Source organism: Haloarcula halophila (assembly GCF_029278565.1).
Lineage (GTDB): Archaea > Halobacteriota > Halobacteria > Halobacteriales > Haloarculaceae > Haloarcula > Haloarcula halophila.
Genome location: NZ_CP119561.1, coordinates 141,813 through 166,756, shown reverse-complemented (window position 1 = coordinate 166,756; position 24,944 = coordinate 141,813). Strand labels below are relative to the sequence as shown.

Sequence of the window (24,944 nt, the reverse complement as noted above, 5' to 3'; positions counted from 1 at the left end):
ATTCATTATGCATTAGAAATAGTTTCCTATTTAATAATAGGGGGTAACAACTATCTCTAGTAGTTGTAAAACCCCCAAATCTAATATATCCAATGTGAGTAGGGTCGGTATGGGTACGTATGCGACACACCCCACGCTGGACCAGTCGGCGGCCGAAACGGTGCTCAACCCTCCCGGCGAGGGTGAGGGCAACTGGATCGGTGCGCCATGTGTCCACGACTACGACGGCACTCGGCTGCTCGCCGTACGTGAGCGGACGCCTGAGGAGCGTGGCCGCGAACTCCGAATCTACCGGGTCGACGACACCTTGGAAGAGCTGTGGTCGGTGACAGCCGACGAATTGGCCGTGGTCAGCATCGAGCGGCCGGCCATGGCGACGGCCCCAGACACTGGACGACTTGTGCTGTACGTACCGGTCGACCACGGAGCCAACCAGTGGACGATCCAGCGACTTGATGCCGTCGACCGGCCGGCCGACCTCGACCCCGCGACTACCCGGGAAGTGCTGACGCCGTCGGCCGGGACCACGGACGCAGTGACAGTGAAAGACCCCTACGTGCTGACGGTCGGGGGGCGCTACTACATGTTCTACGCGGGCCACGACGGCGTCTCCGAACGGGCCCACCTCGCGACGAGCGTCAACGGCGAGACCTTCGCCCGTGTCCCGGAAAATCCGGTGTTGGACCGCCAGTACTGGCACGACCACCACACACGCGTTAGCTGCGTTCGCCCGGCGTCCGACGCTCCCACGTGGCAGGTGTTCTACGAGGGCAGCAGCCACACCGACCACGGCGAGACATGGAACCTGCGGACGGGGGTGGCGACGGCCGAGCGACTCGCCGCCGTGGTCGACACGGCCCCCGACGGACCCCAGTATGCCGCACCGACGACCGGGACCGCGACCGGAGTTGACGAGTTCGCGACGCTGCGGTACCTGGACGTGGCACCGATCGCCGACGGGTACGAGGCGTACTACGAGGTCGCCCGCGCGGACGGAGCCTTCGAGCTCCGCCGCGCCCCCCTGACCGATGAGTGAGCCACGGGTTATCGAGGAGCTTCAGGGGCTGGGCCTGACGGAGTACCAGTCCCGTACCTACCTCGCCGCGGTGAAACTCGGGCGGTCCCGGCCGACCGATCTCGCGGAGGAGTCCGGGGTGCCACAGGCCCGGATCTACGACGTCATCGACGACCTGAAGAGCGAGGGACTGGTCGAGGTCCACTCACAGGCCCGCGGGAAAGAAATCACGGCCCCCTCGCCGAAGACGGTGCTGAACCAGCTGAAACGCCGTCGGATCGACGACCTCTCGGAGACGGTGTCGACGGCTGTTTCGGAGCTGGAGAGCGTTTACCACCGAACCGAGGAGAACCCCGACGCGTTCGTCACCATGGTCGGGCGCGAGGATTCGGCGATGCGTCACGCACGGCAGGCCATCGCCGACGCCGAGTGGTGGCTCACGCTCTCGGTCAACGTGACTCGCTACCCCAACCTCCGATCAGACATCGAAGACGCATTGGACAGGAACGTCACAGTCAGGCTGCTGTTGCTCGGCGACGAGACTATCGTCTCCGGGACGGACTTCGACGACCGCTTGCGGGTGCGCCACCGGGCGACCGCCGACACGTTCATTGCGGCGGATCGGAGCTACGGCGTCTTCAGTAGCAAACACCCGGCCCGGTCGGGCCAGCCGTATATTATCACCCAGGAGCGAAACCTCGTGCTCCTGTTCCAGAACTACAGCGAGCAGATCTGGCCCGCCTCGACAGTTGTCCAGGAGGGCAGCGACGGAGCGCGGCGTTACCTTGATCCCTGGCACGCCATCAACGACCTCGAATCGGAGTTTGAGGCCGGTACCGACCTCTACGCCACCGTCCGCGGGACCCACACGGAACGACACCGACAGGGGTCCTGGGAGGGTGAGATCGTCGACTACGAGATCGCCGGTCCGACGGATGTCGACTACAGCGTCGCGGTCCCACAGGAGGTGTCGCTGACGGTCGCGACGGACGACGGCACCGTCACCGTCGGAGGCTGGAAGGCGACCATCGAGGACATCGCCGCCGAAGGCGTCGAGATCACCCGACTCTGACCATGACCGTCGGTGTCTGCTACTTCCCGGAACACTGGGACGAGTCGACGTGGGAGGGTGCGGTCGAACGGATGGCCGAGGCCGGTATCGAGACCGTCAGGCTCGGCGAGTTCGCGTGGGGTCGACTCGAACCCGCACGCGAGGAGTTTGACTTCGCGTGGCTCGATACGGTGCTCGATCTGCTGGCTGATCACGACCGGGAGGCGCTGCTCTGTACCCCAACGGCGACGCCACCGAAGTGGCTCGTCGACGAGCGGCCGTCCGTCAGACGGGTGGCCGAGGACGGCACAGTCGAGGGGTACGGCAGCCGGCGGGAGTACTGTTTCAACAGCACGGCCTACCGCGCTGAGACGGAGCGCGTCGTCAGCCGTCTGGCCGAGCGGTACGCCAACCGTGACGTCGTCGTAGGCTGGCAGATCGACAACGAGTACGGCTGTCACGGGACGGTCCGCTGTTACTGCGACGAGTGTGCCGAGGCCTTCCGGACGTTCCTCCGGGAGCACTACGACGACGCGGCGACACTCAACGAGGCGTGGGGGACTGCGTTCTGGAGCCAGCAGTACGACAGCATTGACGCCGTCGAACCCCCGCGACCGACGCCGTCGGCCCACCACCCTTCGCTGTTGCTCGACTACGCCCGCTTTGCCAGTCGGAGCGTCGTCAAGTACAACGCGTTGCAGGCGGCCCTCCTCCGCGAGGCCAACGACGGCTGGACGTTGACCCACAACACGATGGGGCAGTTCGAGGAACTAGACCTCCATGCGCTGGGCGAGACTGTGGACTTCCTATCTTGGGACTCCTACCCGACCGGGTTCGTCCAGACCCGCGAAGACGAGCCTGCGACGGTCGACGAACTCCGGGCCGGCGACCCCGACGAACTCGCCCTGAACCACGCCCTCTGTCGCGGGGCCACTACGGAGCCGTTCTGGGTGATGGAACAACAGCCCGGCGACATCAACTGGTCGCCAACGAACCCCCAGCCCGGTGAGGGTGCGATGTCCCTCTGGGCACTGCACGCGACCGGTCACGGAGCCGACACGGTCGTCTATTTCCGGTGGCGTGCCTGTTCACAGGGACAAGAGCAGTACCACAGCGGCCTGCTGAACCACGCCGGCCAGCCTGACCGCGGGTACGACGACGCCACCGTGGCCGCCGACGACATACGTGCGCTCCCCTCGCTCCCGCAGCCTGAAGCGAGCGTCGCAGTACTCCATGATTACGAGAACGCCTGGGCGCTCCGGGAACAGCCCCACGCGCCGGACTTCCACTACTGGACGCACTTGCGGACGTATTTCGACGCCCTTCAGGCGCGTGGGGTCACGGTGGACATCCGCCACCCGGCGGACTCCCTTGACGGATACGACGCCGCTGTCGCCCCAACCCTGTACCTCGTCAGCGACGGGAGAGCCGACCACTTGGAGTCGTATGTTCGGGACGGCGGGACCCTCCTGCTCACAGTCCGCGCCGGATTCAAGACCCCGCACAACCGGGTCCACGAGACCCCGCGTCCGGGTCCGCTCCGGTCGCTTGTCGGCGCGACCGTCACGGAACATGAGACAATCCCCGATACCGTCGACACGACGGTCCACTACCGCGGTGAGTCCTACGACTACCGGACGTGGGGCGAGTGGCTCGAAAGCGAAGGAGCCAGGATCGTCGGAACCTACCCCGACGGCGCCGGGTCCGGTTCGGCTGCCATCACCATCCACGAGGTCGGTGAGGGAGCAGTGACTTACGTGGGCGTCTGGCCCGAGCGGCGGCTGGCCGACACCGTCTGTACGGACCTGCTGTCGAGGGCGGGCGTCCCACACCGAGACGAACCGTTGCCGGACGGCGTCCGGGTGGCCCAGCGCGGCGACCACTGTTTCGTGACGAACTTCACATCTGACCGAGTCCGGGTCGACAGGCTGTCGGGTGACCCGGTCGTCGGGCGGACCCCCCTCGGCGGGTACGACTACCTTGTCGGTCGGGGCGACGCGACCGAACTCGGGGTGGCCGCCACGGACTTGCCCGACTGAGCGCGGTGCCGACGGTCGGACAGAAACGCAGGATGCCGCTCGGCCGGGACGACACCGACACGAGCAGTTCGGGCCCGCGACGAGCGCGCCGCCGAGAGGGACACCAACTCCGCTCAGAAGTGCTGATGCGTAGCTGGTTCGATAGTCGGTCGGTCCCCCTCAACGGTTGCGATACTGTCGGCCAGCCGCTCTCGAAGTTCGTCCGCGACCGCCGCGTAGTCGTCGTGACCTACCAGGTTCACCCGCTGATAGGGGTCGGCCCGCAGGTCGTAGAGGTATCGCTCCCGGTACCTTTCGCTGGCGGGACTGTTGGTCCCCGCTGCGTCCGGATCGTAAACGCCGTAGGTCCAGCGATCCGTCCGCAGCGCACGCCCGAGCGCGGACTCGCTGATCTGTATGAACACCTCGTCGCGCCAGTCATCGGGCACGTCGTCGAGCAGCGATAGCAGGCTCCGGCCGGCCATCTCCTCGGGCGGGTCGATGCCGGCCGCGTCCAGCAGCGTCGGCGGGAGGTCGAGCAGACTCGTCAGCTCCGAGACGCGGCCGCAGTCCGCGAAGCCCGGACCCGTCGCGACCAGCGGGACCCTGACAGACCCCTCGTGACAACTGCGCTTGTACTCCTCGTTCCGGGTCCGGAAATGCGAGCCATGGTCGGCGGTGAAGACGACGATGGTGTCGTCGCGAACCCCCTGCCCGGCTAACGTCTCCAGCAGGTCACCCACACACTCGTCGATGCGCCGACAGATGCCGTAGTAGTCCGGCAACGACTCGTACCAGTCGCCTGGGACCCCCTCCAGGTCGGGGGGCACCCAGGGATTGGCGTAGCGGTCGGCGTATCCCTCCGGGGCGACGTAGGCCTCCATGTCGTTCTGGTGGTGTGGTTCCAGATAGGAGAGAACGCAGAAGAACGGTCGGTCCCGGTCACGTTCTAGGAACATCCGTGCGTGCTCGGTCATCGCGTCGACGCGGTACCCGTCGAAGTCGACGCGCTCCCCGTTGTCATTGTAGACGTACCCTTCCTCCGGGTGGGAGGTAAACTCCAGGATGTCGGCCGCCCGCCAGTAGTCGTAGCCCGCCTGTGCGTCAGGCGGGACCGGGTCGGTCCCAGTCGTGGCGAGGTGCCACTTACCGATATAGCCTGTGTCGTACCCCGCTTCGGCGAACTGTCTCCCGAGTAGGTGGGCCGCGTCGGGTAGTTCGATTCCGTTCTTCCAGACCCCGTGGTCGGTGGCGTACTGACCCGTCTGGATCGACGCCCGAGCCGGCGCACACAGCGGCTGCGGGGAGATCGTTTGTTCGAACAATGTCCCCTCGTCGGCCATCGCATCGACGGTCGGGGTCAACTCCATCGGGTTCCCGTAGGCACCGACGGTGTCCCAGCGCTGCTGGTCGGTCAGGACGACGAGGACGTTGGGAGGACTGTCGTCGCTCACAGTGTGAACAGATACCATGGAGGGGGGAAAGTCTTGGTCCACGCGAGGACGTGGCCAGTCTCCTCCTGAACTCCCCCGCGAGCCCCGCTCCGAGACGAGAGACAGTGGTCCGGCGCTCGGAGCGACCACGATTGAGCGTGGACGAACGCTTACCTTGTCCCCGCGATGTGCATACTGGCATGTGCGCCCGCATCCGTCCATCCCACGGAACGCTACTACACAGGCATCCGGGGGAGAGGTGGTGAATCGTGCCCGATCACCGACCGAACATCCTCTGGATCTGTACCGACCAGCAGCGCTGGGACACGCTGGGTTGTTACGGGGCCGACCACATCGACACGCCTCATCTTGACGAACTGGCGGGCGAGGGGATCCGGTTCCAACGGGCCTACTGCCAGTCGCCGGTCTGTACGCCGAGCCGCGCCAGTATGCTGACTGGACGGTATCCGCGGACGACCCGCTGCCGGCAGAATGGCCAGCCGATGCCTCGCGACGAACGCCTCGTCACCACACACCTGTCTGAGGCCGGTTACCGCTGCGGATTAGCCGGAAAGCTCCACCTCTCGCCGACGAATCCCGACGACAACACGGACGCAACCACCCGTGAACCAGCCCGCTCGCTTGACGACGGTTACGGCACGGTCCACTGGTCACCGATGCCGGGGGACGATTCGCCAGACAATCAGTACCGCCAGTGGCTCCGGGGCCGGGGAGAGTCTTTCGAACGGACGCCCTACGAGGGGTCATCCTACGTCGAAACGTCGATGTCGCCCGACAACCACCAGACAGCGTGGTGTACCGACCGCGCAATCGAGTACGTCCGGACGGGGGCCGACGCAGATCATCCGTGGCTGTTCTCGCTGAACTACTTCGATCCTCACCACCCGTTCGACCCACCCGCGGCCTACTTGGAGAAGTACGTCGATCGAATCGACGACCTCCCGCCGCCGAACTACGCACCCGGAGAACTCGACGACAAGCCCGCCGTCCAGCACGAGGCCGCTCACACTGGTCGGCTCGAAGGAGCGAACATGAGTGCCGACGAACACCGCCTCGTCCGGGCCGCCTACTACGCCATGATCGACTTCGTCGACGACCAAGTGGGCCGGTTGCTGGCCGAACTTGACGCGACCGGCCAGCGGTCGGACACGATCGTCGTGTTCACCGCCGACCACGGCGAGATGTTGGGCGACCACGGTATCTACAAGAAAGGGCCGTACTTTTACGAGCCGGCCGTGCGGGTGCCATTGATCATCTCACAACCTGGAACCGTCCACAAGGGAGACATCGTCGACGACCTCGTGGCGCTGACTGACTTGGCACCCACACTGGTCGCGGCAGCCGGGCTAGAGCAACCCGCGGGGATGCAGGGACGCTCTCTGTGGCCCCTTGTCAGGACTGACGGGACCACTCCGACCCGACCACACCGGGAATCCGTCTACTGTGAGTTCTACGACGCCACGAAACGGCACACCGACCCTCGAGTCAACGCGACGATGGTCCGGACCGACCGGTACAAGCTCGTTACCCACCACGATACGGATGACGGGGAACTGTACGACCTCGCCACAGACCCGGTCGAGCGGCGCAACCGCTGGGCTGACCCGGAACTTGCCGAAACAAAAGCCCGGTTGCTTGGGACGCTTGCCGACCGGATAGCCGGGACGGTCGATCCGCTGCCCGAGCGGCTGGGGAGCTGGTGAGACGGTTCGCCGGTCGCCGGATACGTGCCCCGTCCTGGCGGAGGTATTGTGTCCGAGGCTGGTCGTTACTGGGTACTTCGCGTTTGCCGTCGGCTGCCTCTCCCCCGACTACGAACCCGCTGACACCGCCTCCGATCTGGTTGTCTCGGCGGATACCGAGAGTATGGACAGTGCCAGTATGTCGAGCGGCATGAAATCTGAGGTGCCGTCCGCGATCGATTCGTTCCTCTCGGATGCTAACGGGTACGAGGGGACGATCCGGGACGCGACCGGCCAAGATTCGGTCACTGTCGGCGTCGGCGGCGGCCTGGTGTTTGATCCCCCGGCACTCCGTATCGACGCCGGGATGATCGTCAACTGGGAATCGATGGGCGGCAGGCACAACGTCGTCTCGTCAGAGGATTCAAGCTCCGACTTCGACAGCAGTGACCCCACGGACGACACCGACACGACGTTTTCCCAGTTGTTCGGTAACACTGACCTCCAGTTCTACATCTGTGAGGTGTACGAAGGGAGCGGGATGCTCGGCGCAATCGAGGTCGTCTGAAACCGGGTTCCGGGTTACGGCCCCTTCTAAGTTGTAACCTGCTGTCGGCGCTTGTCTTGTCCGATCAACGGAACACCTGTTCTGTGTTTGACTGCGGTGACGATAGATACGACTGCACTGGCATTGGCAGTCGGTCGCTCTCCCGTGGGCCAGACGGCCGAGCAAAGCGGCCCGACTCTCCGATTGGAACCGTCGTAGGGCTGGCAGCCGGGTGCAGCGGCCGAGCACAGGGCGTGTGTCGGCGCGGGACTGACGGGCCGGGCTGGGTAGGTCGGTTGCTGGGTGTCGCCTGCTGGCCGCGCAGCCGCCGCTGGGCGGCTCTCTGTCTGTCGCCGGCGTCGGTTGGGTGGATGGGATTGGTACAGGGACGGATGGGTATCGCGACTGGGATGGTTTCGATGGGACTGGAACCACTGGTATGACGGACTCTTTCGACACTGCTGGGTCTGTCGGGACTCCTGTGGACGGGACGATTTTCACTCATGGTAATAGCAGGACTGTCGGGACTACTGCAGGAGCCAGGGCTTCCAGGACGACATCGACGCGGGAGTCGGCCCAGCACATCGTGAAAGCCCCACGCCGCTGGCAGTCGAGCAGCTGGTGTTGTATCGAGTCTGGCGCCACTATTGGTATAGCGACCAATAGAGTTATTCCATTGGCCTACAAACCAATGGCTGAGGATGGGCTCGCTGACCGATGATGACCTCGATGGCATAAGCAAGGGGCAGAAGTACCCTGACGGGACTGTCGTCCGTGTGTTCTGCATGCGGACTGACCGCGGTGCGTACCCGTCGGGGTGGGCCTACAAGCTCCATTACGGCACAACAGAGCCAGATCCGCCCCGTACGCTTGAGGATGGGACGATTCGTCGGTACGACAACTCGCACGAGGACACAAAAGGCCACGAACTCCACGTTGCGCCCGAGACAGAACCAGCGATCATCGAGTTCCCGGGAATGGTCGAACTCTGGGAACGGTTCTGGAGCGAGATTCCGAAATCCGAAATCGAGGTCAAATGAGACCATCACCACGGTGATACCCATGAACGAATCAACGCCACCGCTGCATCCGATGGAACGTGAACAGCTTCGGGCTGCGTCGACGCTTGTCGCGACAGTCAACTCGTCCGACGAGTTTCACGACGACGTCACTGACGACATCAAGTCACTGGAACACGGTGATTCAGTGGACGCGACGCCGACGCTGTCGTTCACCAGCTACGACGATCTCATGGAGACGCTGACGCCGCGTGTCCTCGAACTTATCGAAGCTGTTCGCCGAGAAGAACCATCTAGCATCAACGAGACTGCCCGAGTTGTGGACCGAGACATCAAAAATGTCCACGAGGAACTCAGTCGACTTGCTAAGCTGGGAATCATCTTCTTTGAGGAAGACGGACAGAGCAAGCGCCCAGTCGTCTGGTTCGACGAACTCGTGATCAATCTCCCGTTTGATCCCGAATCAGGCGATACAGCGGCCGCAGCGCCATAGGAGTACGACTGGGGCTTGATAGGGCGGTTGCAGCAGCGCTCGCCACGTACACTCTGTCTCGCAGCGAGGAAGCAGAAGAGGCTGGCCGAATAATAACTGGCGTGGGGCTGGCAGCCGGGTGCAGCAGGCGAGAGCACGGCGTGTATCGACGTGGGACTGACGGGCTGGGTAGGCCGGGTGGCTGGGTATCGCCTGCTGGCCGCGCAGCCGCCGCTGGGCGGCTGTCTGTCGGCGGCGGTGGGATGGCGAGGCCGGCGTAGGGATGATCGGGAACGACGGGGAGTGTGGTCCAGGCGGGACCGGGACTGCTGGCACGAGGAGCGCTCGTGGCACTGCTGGGTCTGTCGGGACTCCGTGATCTGTCGGGACGACTGCTGGGGACGGGACAACTCTCACTTCTGACGGCGGTGGGACCGTCGGGACTACTGCAGGAGCCAGGGCTTCCAGGACGACGTCGACGAGGCAGTCGGGCCAGCAGCATACCTTGAAAGCCCCACGCCGCTGGCGGTCGCTCAGCGACATATCGCGCAAACCGCGCGCGACAGTGGGTCGCTGACCCGACCACAGCAAGCGCCAGCGGCGAGCCCCTTTCAGTCCCACCCGTCCGCAACAGTACCGCGACAGCACAGTACGGCGGAGACGGCGCGCGCGTTTCTCGCGCACGGTTCTGAACGAGGAACCCGCTTGGCCTGCGCTCCCTCGCCGGAACGAGCACGTCGCGGCGGAGAGTCTTGCTTACGACGGCAGGCCGCCGATCCGCCGGCGGCTGACCGGAGTCAGCCTTGGCGGCATCGACGCCCTGCCGCCGACGCTGGCGGCTCTCTGTTGCTCCTCCGTTCACGGGCATGTGGCGCTCTCTCAGCACCGCCCGAGCGCCATTCCGGGCTTTCGGCATCCGGCACTCGCTTGGCCGCGCGGGATGCTGGCTCAACCGCGACCGCACAAGATATCCCCCACCCGCCGGGATGTCAACCAAGCACTGGCTTTTATATGCTATTTCGGGATGAAACGAGAAAACCTAAAAGCCGCGCAGACACCACTAAGATATCCGAATATTGTACTTGAAGCGAAGCCATTCAACCACAGTCTTTAAGTGGTAGGCACCCATAGCCTTATGTACGGGAAGGCACGAGACACGCGGCACTCACGAAGCGGTTTCGTGTCGCAGGAAACCGGGTGTAGCAGCACCCGGCAAGTGTCTTCTCGTAGGAACCCAGAAGACAATGTACGCTAGCAATTCGAGCGGTAAGAAGGCATCGGCAGACGTTGACCAGACGATCCAGCTTAGTGCGCGTGTTGACGGCCCTGAGCATCTGCTTCAGCAGGTCGCAGAGACCGAGAACGGCGACGAACTCGATTACCGGCCTAACCGGGGCCTCGACTCTCGCGGGAACTTCTACGAGCGTCAGAACGACTACGACTGGACGCGAGACACAGAGGTCGGCCCGAACCGTCGCCACGGCGAGACGTTGGCCGCCCAGGAGCAACGGCTTGGCGAGGAAGCTGAACAGGTACGGCACCGGGAGACGGCACACGCGGCACACGCCGACGGTGTGGAACGCGCTCGGTCCAGCCGCCAGCTGACCGACGCGGACACGGACCTCGATCACCCGGACATCGCCACGCGCCAGACGGACCCCCGCGAGAAGATGGACGCCGAGACGCTCGCGGAGGTCAACGAACGCGCCCGTCGGGTGGCTCGCCAGACGACCATCACAAGCGCCGCAGCGGGGCGCTGTATCGCTGAGACGGTGGCCAGCGGTGGCAGTCCCCTAGACGGCGAACTCGACGCGCTGATGGCCGCTCGCGACAGCATGAACTCGCCGGTCCCGTTCGCGGAAGTCGACGCAGACGGCGGTGAGGTGACTGTCGAGGGAGAAGTCACCCACATCATCGAGGAGCCGGCCAGTCGGAACCAGTACCAAGTTCTGTACCTCGAAGACGACGCCGGCACGAGCTGTAAACTCACCGTCTGGGACAAGGCTCTCCACGGCACCATGGTCCGCACGCTCCACGAAGGCGATCGGGTGCGGATTTACGCGGGCAAGCCCGGCGAGTACCGTGGTACCACGACCGTCGCAGTCACGAGCAAGTCGACCATGTGCATCCTCGAAGACGGCGATGGCCCGGCCCCGACGGGTGACCGACGGGCCTCGTGGGGCTGTTCGGGTGACAGCCCGCGGACGGCACCGTGGGACGCTGAGAGTGACACCCACCAGTGGATTTCCCACGTCGACATGGAGAATGCTGTTGAGGTGACGCTCTCGGACTAATCGCGGGAGTTCCTCGCCTCGCCTCGACGACTGGCCTGGTGGGGGAGCGGTCCTCACCCCCGTCGGCGCGGAGCCACCTCGCGCACGCGGCCTCGCCGCCGCCCACCGGCAGGCCGGGGCGGCGGCGAGACAACCGCGCGCACGGACTGGGCAGCCGCCAGCGACCGCGCTCGACGTGGGTCAGTCTGGCCGGGTGCTGGTCGCGACGGACGGCTGGGTGGACGTCGGCCTGGGCCAGCCAGCCGGGCGACGGGGGTGGTCAGTTCGGGTGGCGCGTCTCACGCGCAGCGCCGACGGGTCGCTGCGCTCGGCGCGGTCACGCGCCTCGCGGTCGGTCCATCGTGCTCACGAGGTTTCGCGCGATCCCCGCCGACCGCTGGGAGGGAGACGGGAACCACATTCGTGGCTGGTTCGTTGAGATCTGGACGCGGGTGGGGGTTGCGCCGGTCTTAACCAACGTTGGGTCGGGTGATCGCGGGTATGTTGGTTAAGCGTCGGGGGAGCGCTCCTGTCCCGCTGCTCGCCGGCGTGGATTTTGTGCGGCCGCAGGCGAGTGGCGGCCATCTCAGGGTCGTCAGGAGGTGATAGATTTGGGAGAAATTCAGTGCCCTCGATGTAAGGACACCTTCATCACCGAACTGGATGGGGTTCGGTTTCGGTCTGGTTCCTTCTACGATGCCGACCGCGGTGAATCGTTCGACCAGCTCTGTGAGGATTGCCACCGTACGGTGGTCAAGGAGCAGTAGCTGACGAACCGTCTTCATTTTTTCGTGGGACTGGGTCGGGGATGTGTGCGACGGTCTGTTTCAGGAGCCGCTCTTTTTCGTCGTCGATCGTATCCTCTTCGACGAGGACGCCTTCGACTTCCTCGCTTCGGCTGTGGTACTGGATGACGGCCTCGTACCCGTAGCGGTTCTCTGAGCCTGCTGGATACCAGTGTTTCACTCGGACCTGAAACTCGCCGTCTTCCCAGGTCCACAGTCTGACTTTGATAGGACGCTCGAGCTGTTCGCGAGCGATCTCGATCACTTGCTCGACGACTGGGCTGATCAGTTCCATTGGCGGGACAATGCGATCTTCCGGGAGCTGTCGCTCTGGACATGGTGGTCTCTCGTACATGAAAACCGTTGCACTCAGACGTTGCTCGGCATCGGTTAAATCGCTTGGGACCAGGACGGCACCGATCGTCGACGATCAACAGAGAGTCCTCGCGCACGTCGGAGTCGTGCGCGGTTGGAGACGAGAGCGACACGACTGCACTGGCGTTGGCAGTCGGTCGCTCTCAGAGTGGGGCAGACGGCCGGGCGAGACAGCTGCTGGCTGGGGGACGCCCTGGTCGGCTGGGCAGCGAGTGCGGGACGGGCGGGACACCCGGTGGAACGTACAGCGTCACCGTCCCACCGACCCTCCAGGCTTCTTCTCGGCGCGGTGTTTCCGTTGGCGTCGACGCCACTGCGACTCCTCGCTGACGCGAGGTTCTCGACCGTCGACGGACGGGACCCCGCGCTGTCGAAGACTTCCCATCGCGGGCGGTGCCGCGGAACTATCTACGGCGCTTCTGGGTGAAGGCGTCGGTCGCGGGCTCGCAAGCAGCGCCCGCGACTGGAAGCATCTGGCGCGCTTCGGTCCGGCGACGGACTGCTCGCTGAGGCGAGCTTCCCCGTCGACTTCAGTCAGCGCTTGGACGAGCGCCATCACTCCGGAAGTGCCTCGTATCTATCTCTTGGGTCCTCACGGACCCACCACCCCCTGCGGTGGGGGTGTCGGTATCGGCTCGCCCCACTGGCCGGATGCGATGTCTTGCCCTCGGGGCATGGGGCGACCCAGTCGGGACTCAGCGACGAGAAAGTGGGGACGCAGAAACACGCCCCAACACTCCAACAAGTGAAACGTATCGCCGCGTTCGTCAAAAAGGTATTGTCGACTAAAAAGCGTCGAGATGTCGTCACGACGGTCCTGAAGTGGGTCGTAATGGTCACGACCGCGCTCCTGAACGCCGTGACGGTCGCCCAGCACCTGGGGTAGCCAGGTCGGGCGGCCCGACGGTTCTCTCTCATTTTTCGCTCGCTCTGTCTTGTGGTCTCGAAGCGAGCCGGTAGTCTGGCGTGTCGCGAGCGTGGGTCTGCCGGCCCTGGCTGAGCCTCCTGGATGGCTGGATGGCGCGGGTTACGCGCGGCGCCTCCGGAAGACTCGCGATGCTCGTCTTCCGAGCCCTCGTTCGCTGTCGCTCACGAGGACGACGGGTCGCTGCGCTCGGCGCGATCGCGCGCCTCGCGGTCGGTCCATCGTGCTCACTACGTTACGCGCGATCCCCGCTGACGGCGGGGAAGGGTGGGTGTCGGTGGAGGGGTTTGGTAGGGTGGACGTCGGGGGAGATTTTGTGTCGCCCCAGCGAGGATGATGGCGCTTATTTGCTTCCGATACGAGGGAGTGTGTAAGTAACGATGGCAAGTGATGATTGTACTCCATCCGAACAACCGGTTCCGCTGTCAGAGGGTGATCGAGTGCTGATCCATCGCGATGGATTCGATGGTGAGGTGCTTGGGACGGTGACAGTTATCGATGACGAGAGCGAAGAGATCGCGGTCCATCCAGATGGTGTTCCAGAGGGAATGCAGTTCGAACGGACGAACCTCCAGCTGATGACTCGCGCGGAGAACCGCGATCCGCCAGAGCTATCGTATTTCATAGGTGATCGTGTGCTGGATGAGAAGCGGCCTGGCACTGTCACTGGTAAGGTGGTCGAGGCCTCCCAACGGGCAGGGAAGTACCGAGTCAGGTTTGGGCCGGACTCGGGGATTGTCGAGCGCGAACAGCAGGAGTTGTCGCTGGTCGCTCGGCGAGGTAGCGAAGCGTAGCCTCGGATTCTTCTTGGGTTGCTAACACAGCCGGTGGGCCGGGCAGGCCAGGGTGCATCGAACGGGGTCCCCAGGGCTAGGCGCCGCCGCAATTGATAGTCAGATTCGTGGTAATTCATGACCGCTTAGGGTGCGCGCTACCGCCGAAAGTTGTGGGGCAAGATAAAGGGACACGGTGTGAGCGAAAAATCCGGCTGCCGTCTTGCGATTTGTAGTACATCACTCCGCTATTTCGTACCGTGTCTGTGATGTACCCGTCCGCCTTCTTGCGATTTCGTACGAATAAATATAGAAATTAAATAATTTACCGGATAGATTATGTTTGTGGTGTTCAGTCCAGGCTGCTCAGGCAGAGAGAGGAAAAGTCCTTGTAGACGATGAATCGCTGAGTCAAGCAGCTCTAAAAAATCTAAAAGGTAAAGAAGTGGGTGATATAAACGGCGTAGTCGGAGTAGTGAATATGAAATTAAGAAGGGTATTCGGAACAGCGGGTCAGAAAATAAGGGGTGATTCTTCTGGCTAGATCACATAAACTCGGAAGCTCCGAACTCATCAGAGTCTTCAGACTGGCCCTCCGATCCATCTTTCTCCTCTTCCGATTCTAACAGTTTCTCTATATCTTCGTCGTCGTGGACTGGCTCGTCATCTGGGGTGTGAGTGTCCCCTTCTGGAGACTGGTGATTGGTGTTGGCAACTGAGTTGTCCGCCCCATCAGATTCAGTCTCAGTTGAGCCGGGAGACTCTGGCTCATTGGTCACTTTGTCAGGGGCGGTCGCTTGCACGCCCTCGGAGTCAGTGACGTCATCTATCTCTTCAGTATTGTCGTCCTCAAACAATTCCGAGGCGTCATCAGACGGTGCCTGCTGGTCGTCGACATCGACTTGTTCGAGGAATTCAGTGTGGAACTCATCGCTCATCTGTAGGGCTTCGGTGTGGGCAGTCACTTCGTTGAGAATCTCTTTAGGAGTCAGGCCAGTCTGGTCGTGGAGGTCCATGAGGAGTTCCTTGATTTCGATGGTCGCGTCGGCACCAATCTGAAGCGAGAGGACTCGATCGTCGAGCATCGAGCAGACGTCCTCGAAGGCGTCGATATGCTTCGGATCAGAGATCGGTGGCCGGTCGAGATCGAGTCGGTCGAGTGCTTCGTCCCACTTGGCATAGGAGAACGCCAGCGACGGCGACTCGACATCATCAGCAGCCCACACGTCTGGATCGACCGCGTCGTCCCCACCAGACTCGTTTTGACTCGACGATTCACTGTCGGACTCTGACCCTCCGAGCCGGGACCGCAGTAGCGCGAGCCAGCTGTCAGTGTCTTCGAGATTATCCTTCGTGTCGTCCAACGACACCGGCGACTCGACGCCCCTCTCAGGGAGGTTGTCGCGAACCTCGTGAAGTTCGTTGGCTTGGCCATGCCACCAGTCAGTCCGGCGGACGGTGACACATTCCCCTGGCCCGAACTTCCGGAGCTGTCCGGGAGTCAGCGGATTCTGGTCTTTCTCTTGGTGGCGTCGACGGTTCTGCTCGCTTTGGGACTGGTCGCCGGTCGATCTAGAGACGGCAACCATCTCCTGCGTTTCGAAGGTCCGGTGGTCGCCAACCTCGTCGAGAACGAACTGCGTGGTCTCCCGGTCGCCGGGGCCGAAGTACACGCCTTGGGGGCAGTTGCCCAGGATACCGGAGACCGTCGAGTAGGTGTCCTTCAGCTGGCCGACTGTCTGGACGCCGACCAGCGCACGGGCTTTCTCCTTCCGGCCGCGGGCGGTGAGGTTCGTGACCTGGGAGAGTGGCGGGAGTTGGTCGATCTCATCGAGGATATGGACTGTGGGGTTCGGAGCTTCCATAGCGTACCGGATCGACCAGTCCAGCAACAGCTGGAACATCGGTCCGAGTGTCGCCATCCGCGAGGGTTCGGAGTCGATGATCAACACGCGCCCATCGGGGTTCCTGATGTACTCGTTCAGTGAGAACTCCCCGTACTCCGCGAAGTCGTCGACGAACACCGGACGAGTGTGCTCACGAAGCGTCTGGTAGACGTTCCGTGCGCCTTTCCCCTGGTCGGGATCGAGGTGACCAGCGTCCAAGCGCTGGTCGTATTCGCTGAGTTTCTGATATAGTTCGATATGGCCTTCTTCGAGTAACTGCACGAGATCGAGATGGCAGAGTTCCTCACGGCGGTTGTTCTTTTGCGCCTCCAGATGGAGGTACATCAGGACGTCCTCGAAGACCTGTTTGGCCGGCGTGTGGAACGGGTTGTGCCCGTCGGGTTCGCCGAAGATTGTGCGGGCAATCTCTCGGAAGTCACGCCGGCTGTCAGCGTCGTTGAACAGGTTCCAGACCACGTCCCCATTCTGGGCGCTGATCCGCTTGACGTCGAAACCAAGATCCTCATAGAAGCGCTGGAAGTCTTCGCCGGCGTCGTGTGCGATGACCGCCGTGTCCCGATGATAGGGAAACTGGTAGGCCAGCATTTGCATAGCCGAGGTCTTCCCCGACCCTGTCTCGCCGATTACGGCTGTCGATACGTCCTGATCGATTTTCGGCGGTGTCGGGGCGTCGTCGCTCTTGTCGTCGACACCATCCAGTGGGACCACTAATTCGTCTTCGTCACTGTCGTAGGGGTCCATCGAGAGCGACGCTGGGGATGTCCGCCGCAAGAGATCGCCGCCGGCCACGGCTACGAGAGCGGCGCTATACAGCCCGGTCGAGATCGTATACGAGACGTATGGCAGTGAGATACCGGGAAATTGGAAGCCAGCGAAGATTCCGATGATCGAGAGCCCCGCGACGATGTGGGCGAACGGACCCAACAGCAGCCAGAGAAACTGCCCGTTCAGCAGTGCAGGGAGGAAGAATATCGCTGTGACCGCGGTGAAGCCGAGATAGAGGTAGCGCCAGGCCCAGAAGCGTTTGTGGAGTGGCTTGTCGGCATCGACCCACATTGCGGGGAACACGAACATGAAAAAGGCCCAGAAGAACATCACGACACCGTCGTCACGCAGTTGGGTCGGGACCTCCGTGTTCTTCTGGCCCGGCTGGGTGGTTGGGTCGGAACTCACTGCGCACCACCCATGCCGAAGTCACGCTCTGGTTCTTGCTCCCGCTGCGGTTCGGGCTCTTGCTCTCGGTCTGGTTCGACTTCTTTCCGAGCTTCCGGATCTAGCTCTTTCTCGTGGGCTTGTTCGCGACGTTCCTCAGCGCGCTCTTGCTCTCGGTCAACGTCGCGCTCTTTGAGTCGTTCCTGTTCACGGAACTGTGATCGAGCCCGCGATCGGAGGCGTTGAATCTCCTGTCGATCCATCCGTAACTCCTCTTCACGGCCCGTTGCAGCAACGTGAGCGTGGGTATAGCAGCTGTCATTGTGAACAGCGTAGAGGTAATTCGCAGTGGGTTTTTCAAGCAGCTCATCTCGCATGAGCTGTCGGGTGTTTTCGCCTACTTCTTGTGCTGTGTATCCTGCCTCTGGGTTCGGAGAGACGATGTAATGCCGTTCAAACCCGAACTGTCGGCTCTCTTCAATAAAGTCTGATACCTCCGGGTCCGACAGTTCTCGGCCAGTTGGATTCCGGAGCGGGACTCGCTGATCGCGATTGGGGTCTCTATCCCGACGGATATACTCGACTAGATCTCCAGCTCCACTCTGCTGGAAGTCGGTCTTGAGTATCATAGTTCGCTGCTATTGGCAGGCTGATCCGAACCTGTCGCTTGGTCTGGTTCCGACGGAGCAGTGGTCTCATCGGTGTGCGAACTTCCCTTATCACTACGTGATGAATCATTCTCCGCCTTTTTTACGCGGGCTGCTGCCGTCTGCATTGCCTCTTTTCGGTGAGGGGAGCCATATTCTGATTTAAGCAACTCCCAGATCGAGATCGCGTAGACAGTCCGGAGCGACTGAATATCTGTGATTTCTTCATCAACAGCTGTTTCGAGCCGCTCAATCGCTGCTTCTAGATCTCGGCGAGCATCATCAATCGTCACTTCAAGCCGTTGGCTCGGGTGATAGCGTTCTTCCTGACTCTGTGAAGTGGTATCCTCCAGGTGTTCTTTCAGCACCTGTTCACAGAAATCCGAAACGCTCAGTCCAGCTTCATCTGCCTGATCGTTGATTCGCTGTTTTGTCTCTTCAGAAGTGTAAAAGTAGACTGGCTTGTCATCAGGCATTAATCCTCACCTCGCTTTGTGGCCAGATTCTCCAGTTCCTTTTCGAACTTTTCAGCTCCAGACTCCAGTGCGTCTTGCCGTTGCTCCGCACTATACTCGCTACTTAGTAGCTGCCACAGAGCAATCTCGTAGAGTAGTTCCTGTTCTGGTGCAGGATCTATCACAGAATCAATATTCTTCTGTACGTCACTCACAAGTGTTTCAATTCGGTCTTCAATCGAAACCTCATCAGCGCGCTCATCACGGACTTCACGTGCAATCCGCTGTTCAACAGCCTCCAAACAATACTTTGAGACTGTCTGTCCGTGTTTGGAAGCCTGTATCTCTATCTGCTCTTTCTGTTCCTCGGTTCCATACATCGTGATCTTCTTTCGAGTCATTCTGAAGAGCCTCCAGTATCTGCGGTGGTTGTGTCAGTTGAGCCGCCGTCAGCAACCGCTGTCGCCGTTCCATTCTGTTCGAGGGCCACACGAACCGAATCCATCAGCTCTTCCTGAGAGAGCCCGGACAGCACTTTCTCCGCCTGCTCTGGCTCGAACCCGAACCGCTCGGTCAACTCGTGGCGAAGTCCGTGGGCGTAGACGAACTGCTCGAACTCCTTGATCTGCTCTGGCTGGCTATCCACCAGCGCCGCCAGTGCATCCCGACCGTGAGCATCGAGGTCGATCACTCGCTTTTCCTCCCACGAAGTTCGGATCGTCAGCGGGTAGTCCCCGTGTTCGTCGACCCGGACCAGCGCTTGGGAGAAGCCCTGGCCTTCACCGATCGACTCCTTGCCGGCCTCAGCCGTGTTGATGTAGTGCTGTTGCTCGCTCGTGAGTCCGGCCCTATTCGCCGTCTTCTCGCCCAGGTCTGGCTCGCGGTGATGGACCATGATCGGGCACATTCCGGCGATCTCTTCGGCCACGCCTTCGTCGTAGAACTCTTGGAGCGTCTGGGAGAGCATCACCAGCCGGAGTCCAGCGTGGCGCTGGTGGCGGGCGATCTGGTTCAGGAACGCCAGATTCGCATCGTCGTTGAACAGGTAGTGGGCTTCGTCGATGATGATCTCGACCTTTTGATCCATGTTCTTGGCCTGCTGGTAGAGATTCGACAACAGCAGTTGCATGATGAACGACTGCTTGCCTAGGCCGCTGCCGGACCCCTCGATCTGCTGGAGGTCCAGATATACCGCCTTACTGTCGTCTTCAATCAGGTTCAGGTTCGACTCCTCGGAGAGATTTCCGTAGGTTGAGCCCTGCCGGAACGGATGCAGTGCCACCGACAGTTCGTTGGCGTATTCTCGAATCTTCTGTCGAGAGGACTCGGTGGTTGCACCGGGGAACAGCGACGGGTCCTCTTGGATGTCGTCGATCAGGTCCAGGAAGTCCGCCATGCTGGGGGAGTTCTCCGGTGTGTGCGTCGACGGGTCGTCGGGGTCGATGTCGGACTGCTCGAAGATCGCGTCGATCAGGAACGTGATCAGCCCCGAGTGCATCTCCAGGTCGATGTCTCTCGATTTCAGGAAGTTCTCGATTACCCCGAAGACCTCGTCTTTCTTCGAGGCGACCGGTTGCATGTCCGGGGACTTTCGCAGGATGTGTTCCGGTGTGGGATGCATCTCACACGGGTTCAGTGGCGTCTCTCCGCTGACCGTGATCGTCTTGGCGTCGAGCATCTTCGCCGACCCACGCATCCCGGCGACGGGGTCGATAAACACCTGCTTGACGTCCGATCGTTTTTTCATCATCCTGATCGAGCGGGCCTGTGTCCCGTGGGATTTCCCGCCGCCGGGCATTCCGGTGACCAATTCGGAGTGGCCAGTCTCCAGTTCCCAGGGATCGATCAGCAGCGACGACCCGTTGTGGCCGTGGGTGCCGTATTCGATTCCGTCTTCCATGCGGAGGTAGTTCGACGAGAACGGAAACATCGACCCCAGGGCCTCGCCGGTCATCGCCGACAACCGGCCACGGCCGAGTTCGTTCCCGCCTAGTGGCGAGACAGTGACCATGCCCTGTTCTTGGCGCCGGGTTGCTCGTTTGACCGAGCAGTTCGCCGGGGCGTCCCGCAGGAGGGTTTCCAGCTGGTTGGTCTGTGTTCGCAGTTCCTCTTTCGAGTCGGCAGTAATCCGGACGAAGACGCCGGCCTGGTAGAGCGAGGCTCGGTTGCGTCGGACTAACTGGCGGAGGTATTTCGCTCGGTTGATATCGTCGCGAACGTCCTCGGCTTCGAGTTCGCCCATGTCGTTTTGGACCATCCGTAGCGAGGTGATCCACTCGGACATGACCTGGACCGCATCTTGGGAGTCGTAGGGGTTGATGTGGATGTTCACGTCGGCCCGGAGGTCCGTATCCAGTAGTAGCCGCTCGAAGAGGCCGTTGGTCGGATGTTCTGGGAAGGTCTCGATCCAGAAGGTCCGGGAATAGGTCTCGTTCTCGATCAGCGTGTAGTCCGTGTGCCAGTCGATTGCCGTCGGCGCTACGATCGACTGGTGCTTCCGACCCGGCTGGGAGACATCCGGTGAGATGTACTCGATTTCTTCGGCAGCTTCCTCGACGTGTTCCAGATCTTCTCTGGCTTCGGTCTCGTTAGCTTCTGTCTCCTCGGTATCGCCGGCGTCCGCTGGAGCGGCGTCTGCATTATCATCGTCAGCGAGGTCCTCGGCAGTCAGCGCGTCGTCGACGTCGTCGCCGTCGTTGTCCTGGTCCTCCGAATAGCTGATCGGTGAGATGCCGGCCGTGGATGCGAAGTCCGAGTGCGGCCGAGACTCGCAGGCCCAATAGTCCTTGGTGAGCTGTGCGAGGTCAAACGGCGAGACTGCATTTCCACGACAGCGATAGAGGTTGTCGACCGCTCGCGAGACGTTCCCCAGGCGGTCGTTCAGTTTCTTCGTCTTGTACTTCTCGCGCTCGGCGTCGGTGAACGTCTCTGGGGTGAGCTTCGAGACGGCTTTGCCGATCCCGGGAAGGTCTTCGAAGTAGCCCAGCAGCGATGTCGACTCCCGCTCGAGTTCGTCGATGTCACTGTCGGTGACCGTGACGATGATATAGTATTCCCGCTGCATTTCCGTTGAATCCTGGATTTCGCCGTCATCGTTGGTATAGCGGTTGACCCATTGGGAGAGAACGCCCCGAAGCATGGGGAGATTCTGGACATCGGGGTCCTGCAAGCGCTCTTCGTGGGCTTCGATATGTGGCCGGTTGCTCACGTTGGTGGTCGTAACGTAGATTTCGGCGGTCCCTTCGAGGGCGGTGACGAGATCCGTGAGCGAGGAGACAGCGTTGGCCCACTGTTTACCATCTTCGAGGGCCATGTTTGCCGGGCGGACTTCGACAGCTCCGACGTGGGCACCGTCGACGCGCTCGATTCCGTGGGGCATGATCCGATTGAGGCGGGTGACATGGCGGGTATCTTGATTGCCATCGTCGATGGTGTGTTCCTCTTTCTGGACGGCGAATCGCAGTCTCACCATGAGCCACTCTGTCAATCGGTAGTAGCTGGGTTTGACCTGGAAGAGTGCAAACAGCAAGATTTCGAGGGCGATGACGGCTCCTGTTGCTGGCAGGAACGCACTTGCTGGCACGAAGGGGATGCCCAGGAAGAGGAAATACCCGAAGATCGGGACGACGAACAGGGCGAGTTCTGCCAGGGTATACTCTCCCCAGAACTCGGTTTTGCTCCCGAGGGATTCGTGAATGATGTTCGTGCTGTACTCGGTGTTTGTCTCACTCATGAGTCATCACTCTCCGTAGTTTCCGTCTCGAAGGGGTCTTCGTAGGCTTCACGACCGAGCATGTCATTGTCGGTCGCGAGTGCTTCGTCGATGGTTTGGCTGGAGTCTGAGCCCACGTCGGTGTCTCCAGTCTCGGAACCGCGGTAGTCGGACTGGTGAGAACTCCGCTCGGTTGCTTCAGGTGTGTCCTGGGTCGTTTCTTGGGACCTGTTGTCGAACCCTTGTTGATACTTTTCGGCATCTGGGTTCGCGACGAGATCCGATGGATCGAGCTCCGACGTTGTGGCTAACTTCTTCTCTTGAGGGGGCTGATCGCCTGGGGAGGTATCTGTGATTTCGGTTGCCGATCGCCCGGGGGTTTCGACCCCCTCGGTGGTGGGAACTTCATCACCTGGCTGGGGTGGATCAGCCGACACCGGTTCCGATCCACTGCGTTCTCCCTGGGGCTGGGATGGTGGCTCGGAGCCGTGCTCACCAGCAGACGTGCTAGTGTCACCCGATTCGGTTACTACAGACTGGCCGGAGTCCTGGCCCTGGAGATCAGCGAGGGGGTCGGACTGGGTAGTGGTAGTCCGTGGTCCAACTGGCGTAATCCGTTCCGGTTCAACGGGTGAATCACGGCCGTCATCGCCGTCCCAGCCTTCGGGAACGGCAGGCTCTGGTTCGTTGGTATCTGTCGGCTGGGGACTGTCTGTGGGGACAGCAGCGAGGTCAGCTTCTGACACTTCGATTTCTCCGGGCAGATTGACTGGCCGTACGGTGGCTTCCTTCCCAGGTACGGGGGGCTTTGTGACCGTCGCCCGGCTATCAGCAGCCTTGAACTCATCGGCGGTGATCCGAACTGGATCCCCGGAATTGAACTGACGGTCAACCTCTGGTCCGGGTTCGTACATCGCCACCTCAGAGGCATCCAGTGTCATGTCTTCGGACCGCTCACGAGACTCGGGGCGGACTTTGACGTGACCAGGGACGGAGCTGGTGACGACAGCGCGTTTATCAGTGTGGTCGAAGTCCTCTGAGTCGATTACCACGCGGTCGCCTTGAGAATAGCCATCTTGCGAAGCGTCGGCTATCTCGGAGCTGCTTTGACCGGACTCCGTCGCACTGAACCAACCGCTCCCGGTCGAATTAGTGTCGGGAGATTGTTCTGGACCCTCCGCAGATTGACCTGGGGTCTCTTGATCGGTGTTCCTTCCCGAATCTTCGGGGGTGTTTCCGTCATCCGTCGAAAACCGACCTAATAGTCCTCCGTTTGTGTCTTCTGCATCCGTGTCGGAACTTCTGGATGTGCTCTCCGATGGCTTCTCATCAGAGGTGTTTTCGGCCGATGAACTACCTGTACTACTACTGCTTGAGGGGGTTTCCTCCGCTTCGGAACTACTTTGGCCATCCGACCCACTCTGAGCGAGTTGCTGAGAGGCGAGGCTGCGGTGAACCTGTGCGACCTCCGTACTGGGATTTTTCCCTTGGATAGCTTTCTGACCAGCAGCGACTGCTGATCCAGCTGCAGGTCCGGCGACGGCAGTTGTTCCGAGTGTCGCGCCCGCTCCAGCGATGGCAAGACTACTTTTCGTTGCTGATGAGAACATGTCTGCACCCTTCGTAGCCAAAGAACTGCTTTGCTCGACGAGTGCACGCTGTGATTTCGCTGCGAACAGGAGAATAAGAAGATCGAGAATAGTGCTTAAGCTGGTTGAGAGGCCCCACGTATGGTGGACCATAGCGAGGCGAATCAAGATTGCTGCGGGGATATTGGCTACTAAGAGTCCAGGATATGCACCCGCTATTTTCGCTGACAGGCCTGCAAAGCGGTTGAATGGCCAGACCTCTAACACCCATAGTGTCCCGAGAACGGGCATGAAGAGGGTAAGCAAGATCAACCCTATCCAGCGGCCAATGAATATCAACAATGTCTTTATGTATATGTATAGTGATAGTAATATCACGACGATGAGAAGTCCGATATCGGCGGTCCAGACGGCATAAGCCGATGATAGGAAAGCTGTAACTGAACTTCCTGTTGGTGCTGTATCAACTATTGCCCAGCCAATCGCGTTGGATACCTGTCCAGCAAGCGATGCGACCGGAAGCCAGAAGAAAACCGACATAAACGCAAAGAAGAGTCTTCGGCCGGTCTTTTTCCGGACCACTGGGTCCATTGACCGGTACCGAAGTCCGAGTCCGGCGACAATGAGAAACTGAAGGCCCAACGCTAATCCAAGAGACACTCCCCAGTAAATATCGTCCATGAAGAGCTGCCACGGATAGTTACTGACGTTACTGAAGGCTATATCAAAATGAATGCCACCAACTGAACTCCTTGGACCCCGTGGTGCTGGCGTTCCAATGATTGGATCAACTAAGGCTGCAGTTTGATTATTAGCGCCTTCTTTGACATCTTGCGCGGTGGTTTGCATAAACCACTCAATAACCTTCGCGAACTGGTCAGCGATATGATTGGAACTTCCTGTGAAATTGAAATCGAAGTTACGAACCCCTGGCCCTACCGCATTTTTTCCGGTAGGCGACGTGATAGCCGACATCCCATCAGCTCCTTCCATCGTTGTGTCAGAACTGATGTTGATTGGGGCAGGCTCAGAGGTGGCTGTGCTAGTGTCTCCACCCAATTCACTTTTGAAGGGAGCAGATTCCTTGGCTCCA

At 61.2% G+C, this 24,944-nt stretch carries 17 protein-coding genes; 9 read left to right on the top strand and 8 right to left on the bottom strand.

Features of this window, described 5'->3' with window-relative positions; translation table 11 throughout:
- Nucleotides 1-109: 109 nt before the first annotated feature.
- Genes P0204_RS19235 through P0204_RS19225 form a run of 3 tightly spaced genes read left to right on the top strand, consistent with a single transcriptional unit; the run spans nt 110 to nt 4,105 of the window.
- Nucleotides 110-1,036: a hypothetical protein gene (locus tag P0204_RS19235; protein ID WP_276224435.1), complete on the top strand. Its 927-nt coding sequence runs from the start codon at nt 110-112 to the stop codon at nt 1,034-1,036.
- Nucleotides 1,029-2,087, top strand: coding sequence for a TrmB family transcriptional regulator (locus P0204_RS19230; RefSeq protein ID WP_276224432.1), 1,059 nt, complete (start codon nt 1,029-1,031; stop codon nt 2,085-2,087). Before P0204_RS19235 ends, P0204_RS19230 begins: the two co-directional genes overlap by 8 nt.
- A 2-nt stretch (nt 2,088-2,089) precedes the next feature.
- On the top strand, nt 2,090-4,105 hold the full coding sequence (locus P0204_RS19225) for a beta-galactosidase (RefSeq protein ID WP_276224431.1): 2,016 nt from the start codon (nt 2,090-2,092) through the stop codon (nt 4,103-4,105).
- A 113-nt stretch (nt 4,106-4,218) separates the two neighbouring features.
- On the opposite strand, the gene P0204_RS19220 is transcribed toward P0204_RS19225, so the two are convergent.
- A complete protein-coding gene (locus P0204_RS19220; RefSeq protein WP_276224430.1) occupies nt 4,219-5,538 on the bottom strand; it encodes a sulfatase family protein in 1,320 nt (439 codons plus the stop codon).
- Nucleotides 5,539-5,786: 248 nt separating this feature from the next.
- Here P0204_RS19220 and P0204_RS19215 point away from each other — a divergent pair, with 248 nt between their 5' ends.
- From P0204_RS19215 to P0204_RS19195, 5 genes are all read left to right on the top strand, one after another.
- The gene (locus P0204_RS19215; RefSeq protein ID WP_276224429.1) at nt 5,787-7,241 is read left to right on the top strand and encodes a sulfatase family protein; all 1,455 of its coding nucleotides are present in this window, start codon (nt 5,787-5,789) and stop codon (nt 7,239-7,241) included.
- 163 nt (nt 7,242-7,404) lie between these two features.
- On the top strand, nt 7,405-7,788 hold the full coding sequence (locus P0204_RS19210) for a halocyanin domain-containing protein (RefSeq protein WP_276224428.1): 384 nt from the start codon (nt 7,405-7,407) through the stop codon (nt 7,786-7,788).
- A gap of 680 nt (nt 7,789-8,468) precedes the next feature.
- Nucleotides 8,469-8,807 (top strand): toxin-antitoxin system TumE family protein, encoded by a 339-nt coding sequence (locus tag P0204_RS19205; protein WP_276224426.1) that lies wholly within the window; start codon nt 8,469-8,471, stop codon nt 8,805-8,807.
- 22 nt (nt 8,808-8,829) lie between these two features.
- Nucleotides 8,830-9,279, top strand: a complete 450-nt coding sequence (locus P0204_RS19200) for an HVO_A0114 family putative DNA-binding protein (protein ID WP_276224425.1) — start codon at nt 8,830-8,832, stop codon at nt 9,277-9,279.
- 1,223 nt (nt 9,280-10,502) lie between these two features.
- Nucleotides 10,503-11,552, top strand: coding sequence for a single stranded DNA-binding domain-containing protein (locus P0204_RS19195; protein WP_276224424.1), 1,050 nt, complete (start codon nt 10,503-10,505; stop codon nt 11,550-11,552).
- Nucleotides 11,553-12,284: 732 nt separating this feature from the next.
- On the opposite strand, the gene P0204_RS19190 is transcribed toward P0204_RS19195, so the two are convergent.
- Nucleotides 12,285-12,611: a hypothetical protein gene (locus tag P0204_RS19190; RefSeq protein ID WP_276224421.1), complete on the bottom strand. Its 327-nt coding sequence runs from the start codon at nt 12,609-12,611 to the stop codon at nt 12,285-12,287.
- 1,445 nt (nt 12,612-14,056) lie between these two features.
- Between P0204_RS19190 and P0204_RS19185 the strand changes: the two genes are divergently transcribed.
- A complete protein-coding gene (locus P0204_RS19185) occupies nt 14,057-14,410 on the top strand; it encodes a hypothetical protein (protein ID WP_276224419.1) in 354 nt (117 codons plus the stop codon).
- Between the two features lie 524 nt (nt 14,411-14,934).
- Here the strand turns inward: P0204_RS19185 and P0204_RS19180 are convergent.
- From P0204_RS19180 to P0204_RS19155, 6 genes are read right to left on the bottom strand one after another with little or no spacing between them, the layout of a single operon-like run.
- Nucleotides 14,935-17,469 (bottom strand): type IV secretory system conjugative DNA transfer family protein, encoded by a 2,535-nt coding sequence (locus P0204_RS19180; RefSeq protein ID WP_276224417.1) that lies wholly within the window; start codon nt 17,467-17,469, stop codon nt 14,935-14,937.
- Nucleotides 17,466-18,077: a relaxase gene (locus P0204_RS19175; RefSeq protein ID WP_276224415.1), complete on the bottom strand. Its 612-nt coding sequence runs from the start codon at nt 18,075-18,077 to the stop codon at nt 17,466-17,468. The genes P0204_RS19180 and P0204_RS19175 overlap by 4 nt, the downstream gene beginning before the upstream one ends.
- Complete coding sequence (locus tag P0204_RS19170; protein WP_276224413.1) at nt 18,074-18,571, bottom strand: hypothetical protein; 498 nt, start codon at nt 18,569-18,571, stop codon at nt 18,074-18,076. The genes P0204_RS19175 and P0204_RS19170 overlap by 4 nt, the downstream gene beginning before the upstream one ends.
- Complete coding sequence (locus P0204_RS19165; protein WP_276224412.1) at nt 18,571-18,951, bottom strand: hypothetical protein; 381 nt, start codon at nt 18,949-18,951, stop codon at nt 18,571-18,573. The genes P0204_RS19170 and P0204_RS19165 overlap by 1 nt, the downstream gene beginning before the upstream one ends.
- A complete protein-coding gene (locus P0204_RS19160; RefSeq protein ID WP_276224411.1) occupies nt 18,948-22,283 on the bottom strand; it encodes a VirB4 family type IV secretion system protein in 3,336 nt (1,111 codons plus the stop codon). The genes P0204_RS19165 and P0204_RS19160 overlap by 4 nt, the downstream gene beginning before the upstream one ends.
- The gene (locus P0204_RS19155) at nt 22,280-24,826 is read right to left on the bottom strand and encodes a TrbL/VirB6 family protein (RefSeq protein WP_276224410.1); all 2,547 of its coding nucleotides are present in this window, start codon (nt 24,824-24,826) and stop codon (nt 22,280-22,282) included. The genes P0204_RS19160 and P0204_RS19155 overlap by 4 nt, the downstream gene beginning before the upstream one ends.
- Nucleotides 24,827-24,944 lie beyond the last annotated feature (118 nt).

Excerpts from the sequence above, each read along its gene's own strand:
- P0204_RS19235 (WP_276224435.1), top strand. The coding sequence starts at position 110 with ATGGGTACGTATGCGACACACCCCACGCTGGACCAGTCGGCGGCCGAA.
- P0204_RS19230 (WP_276224432.1), top strand. The coding sequence starts at position 1,029 with ATGAGTGAGCCACGGGTTATCGAGGAGCTTCAGGGGCTGGGCCTGACG.
- P0204_RS19225 (WP_276224431.1), top strand. The coding sequence starts at position 2,090 with ATGACCGTCGGTGTCTGCTACTTCCCGGAACACTGGGACGAGTCGACG.
- P0204_RS19210 (WP_276224428.1), top strand. The coding sequence starts at position 7,405 with ATGGACAGTGCCAGTATGTCGAGCGGCATGAAATCTGAGGTGCCGTCC.
- P0204_RS19205 (WP_276224426.1), top strand. The coding sequence starts at position 8,469 with ATGGGCTCGCTGACCGATGATGACCTCGATGGCATAAGCAAGGGGCAG.
- P0204_RS19200 (WP_276224425.1), top strand. The coding sequence starts at position 8,830 with ATGAACGAATCAACGCCACCGCTGCATCCGATGGAACGTGAACAGCTT.
- P0204_RS19195 (WP_276224424.1), top strand. The coding sequence starts at position 10,503 with ATGTACGCTAGCAATTCGAGCGGTAAGAAGGCATCGGCAGACGTTGAC.
- P0204_RS19190 (WP_276224421.1), bottom strand. The coding sequence starts at position 12,611 with ATGGAACTGATCAGCCCAGTCGTCGAGCAAGTGATCGAGATCGCTCGC.
- P0204_RS19175 (WP_276224415.1), bottom strand. The coding sequence starts at position 18,077 with ATGATACTCAAGACCGACTTCCAGCAGAGTGGAGCTGGAGATCTAGTC.
- P0204_RS19170 (WP_276224413.1), bottom strand. The coding sequence starts at position 18,571 with ATGCCTGATGACAAGCCAGTCTACTTTTACACTTCTGAAGAGACAAAA.
- P0204_RS19165 (WP_276224412.1), bottom strand. The coding sequence starts at position 18,951 with ATGACTCGAAAGAAGATCACGATGTATGGAACCGAGGAACAGAAAGAG.
- P0204_RS19160 (WP_276224411.1), bottom strand. The coding sequence starts at position 22,283 with ATGAGTGAGACAAACACCGAGTACAGCACGAACATCATTCACGAATCC.
- P0204_RS19155 (WP_276224410.1), bottom strand. The coding sequence starts at position 24,826 with ATGTCGGCTATCACGTCGCCTACCGGAAAAAATGCGGTAGGGCCAGGG.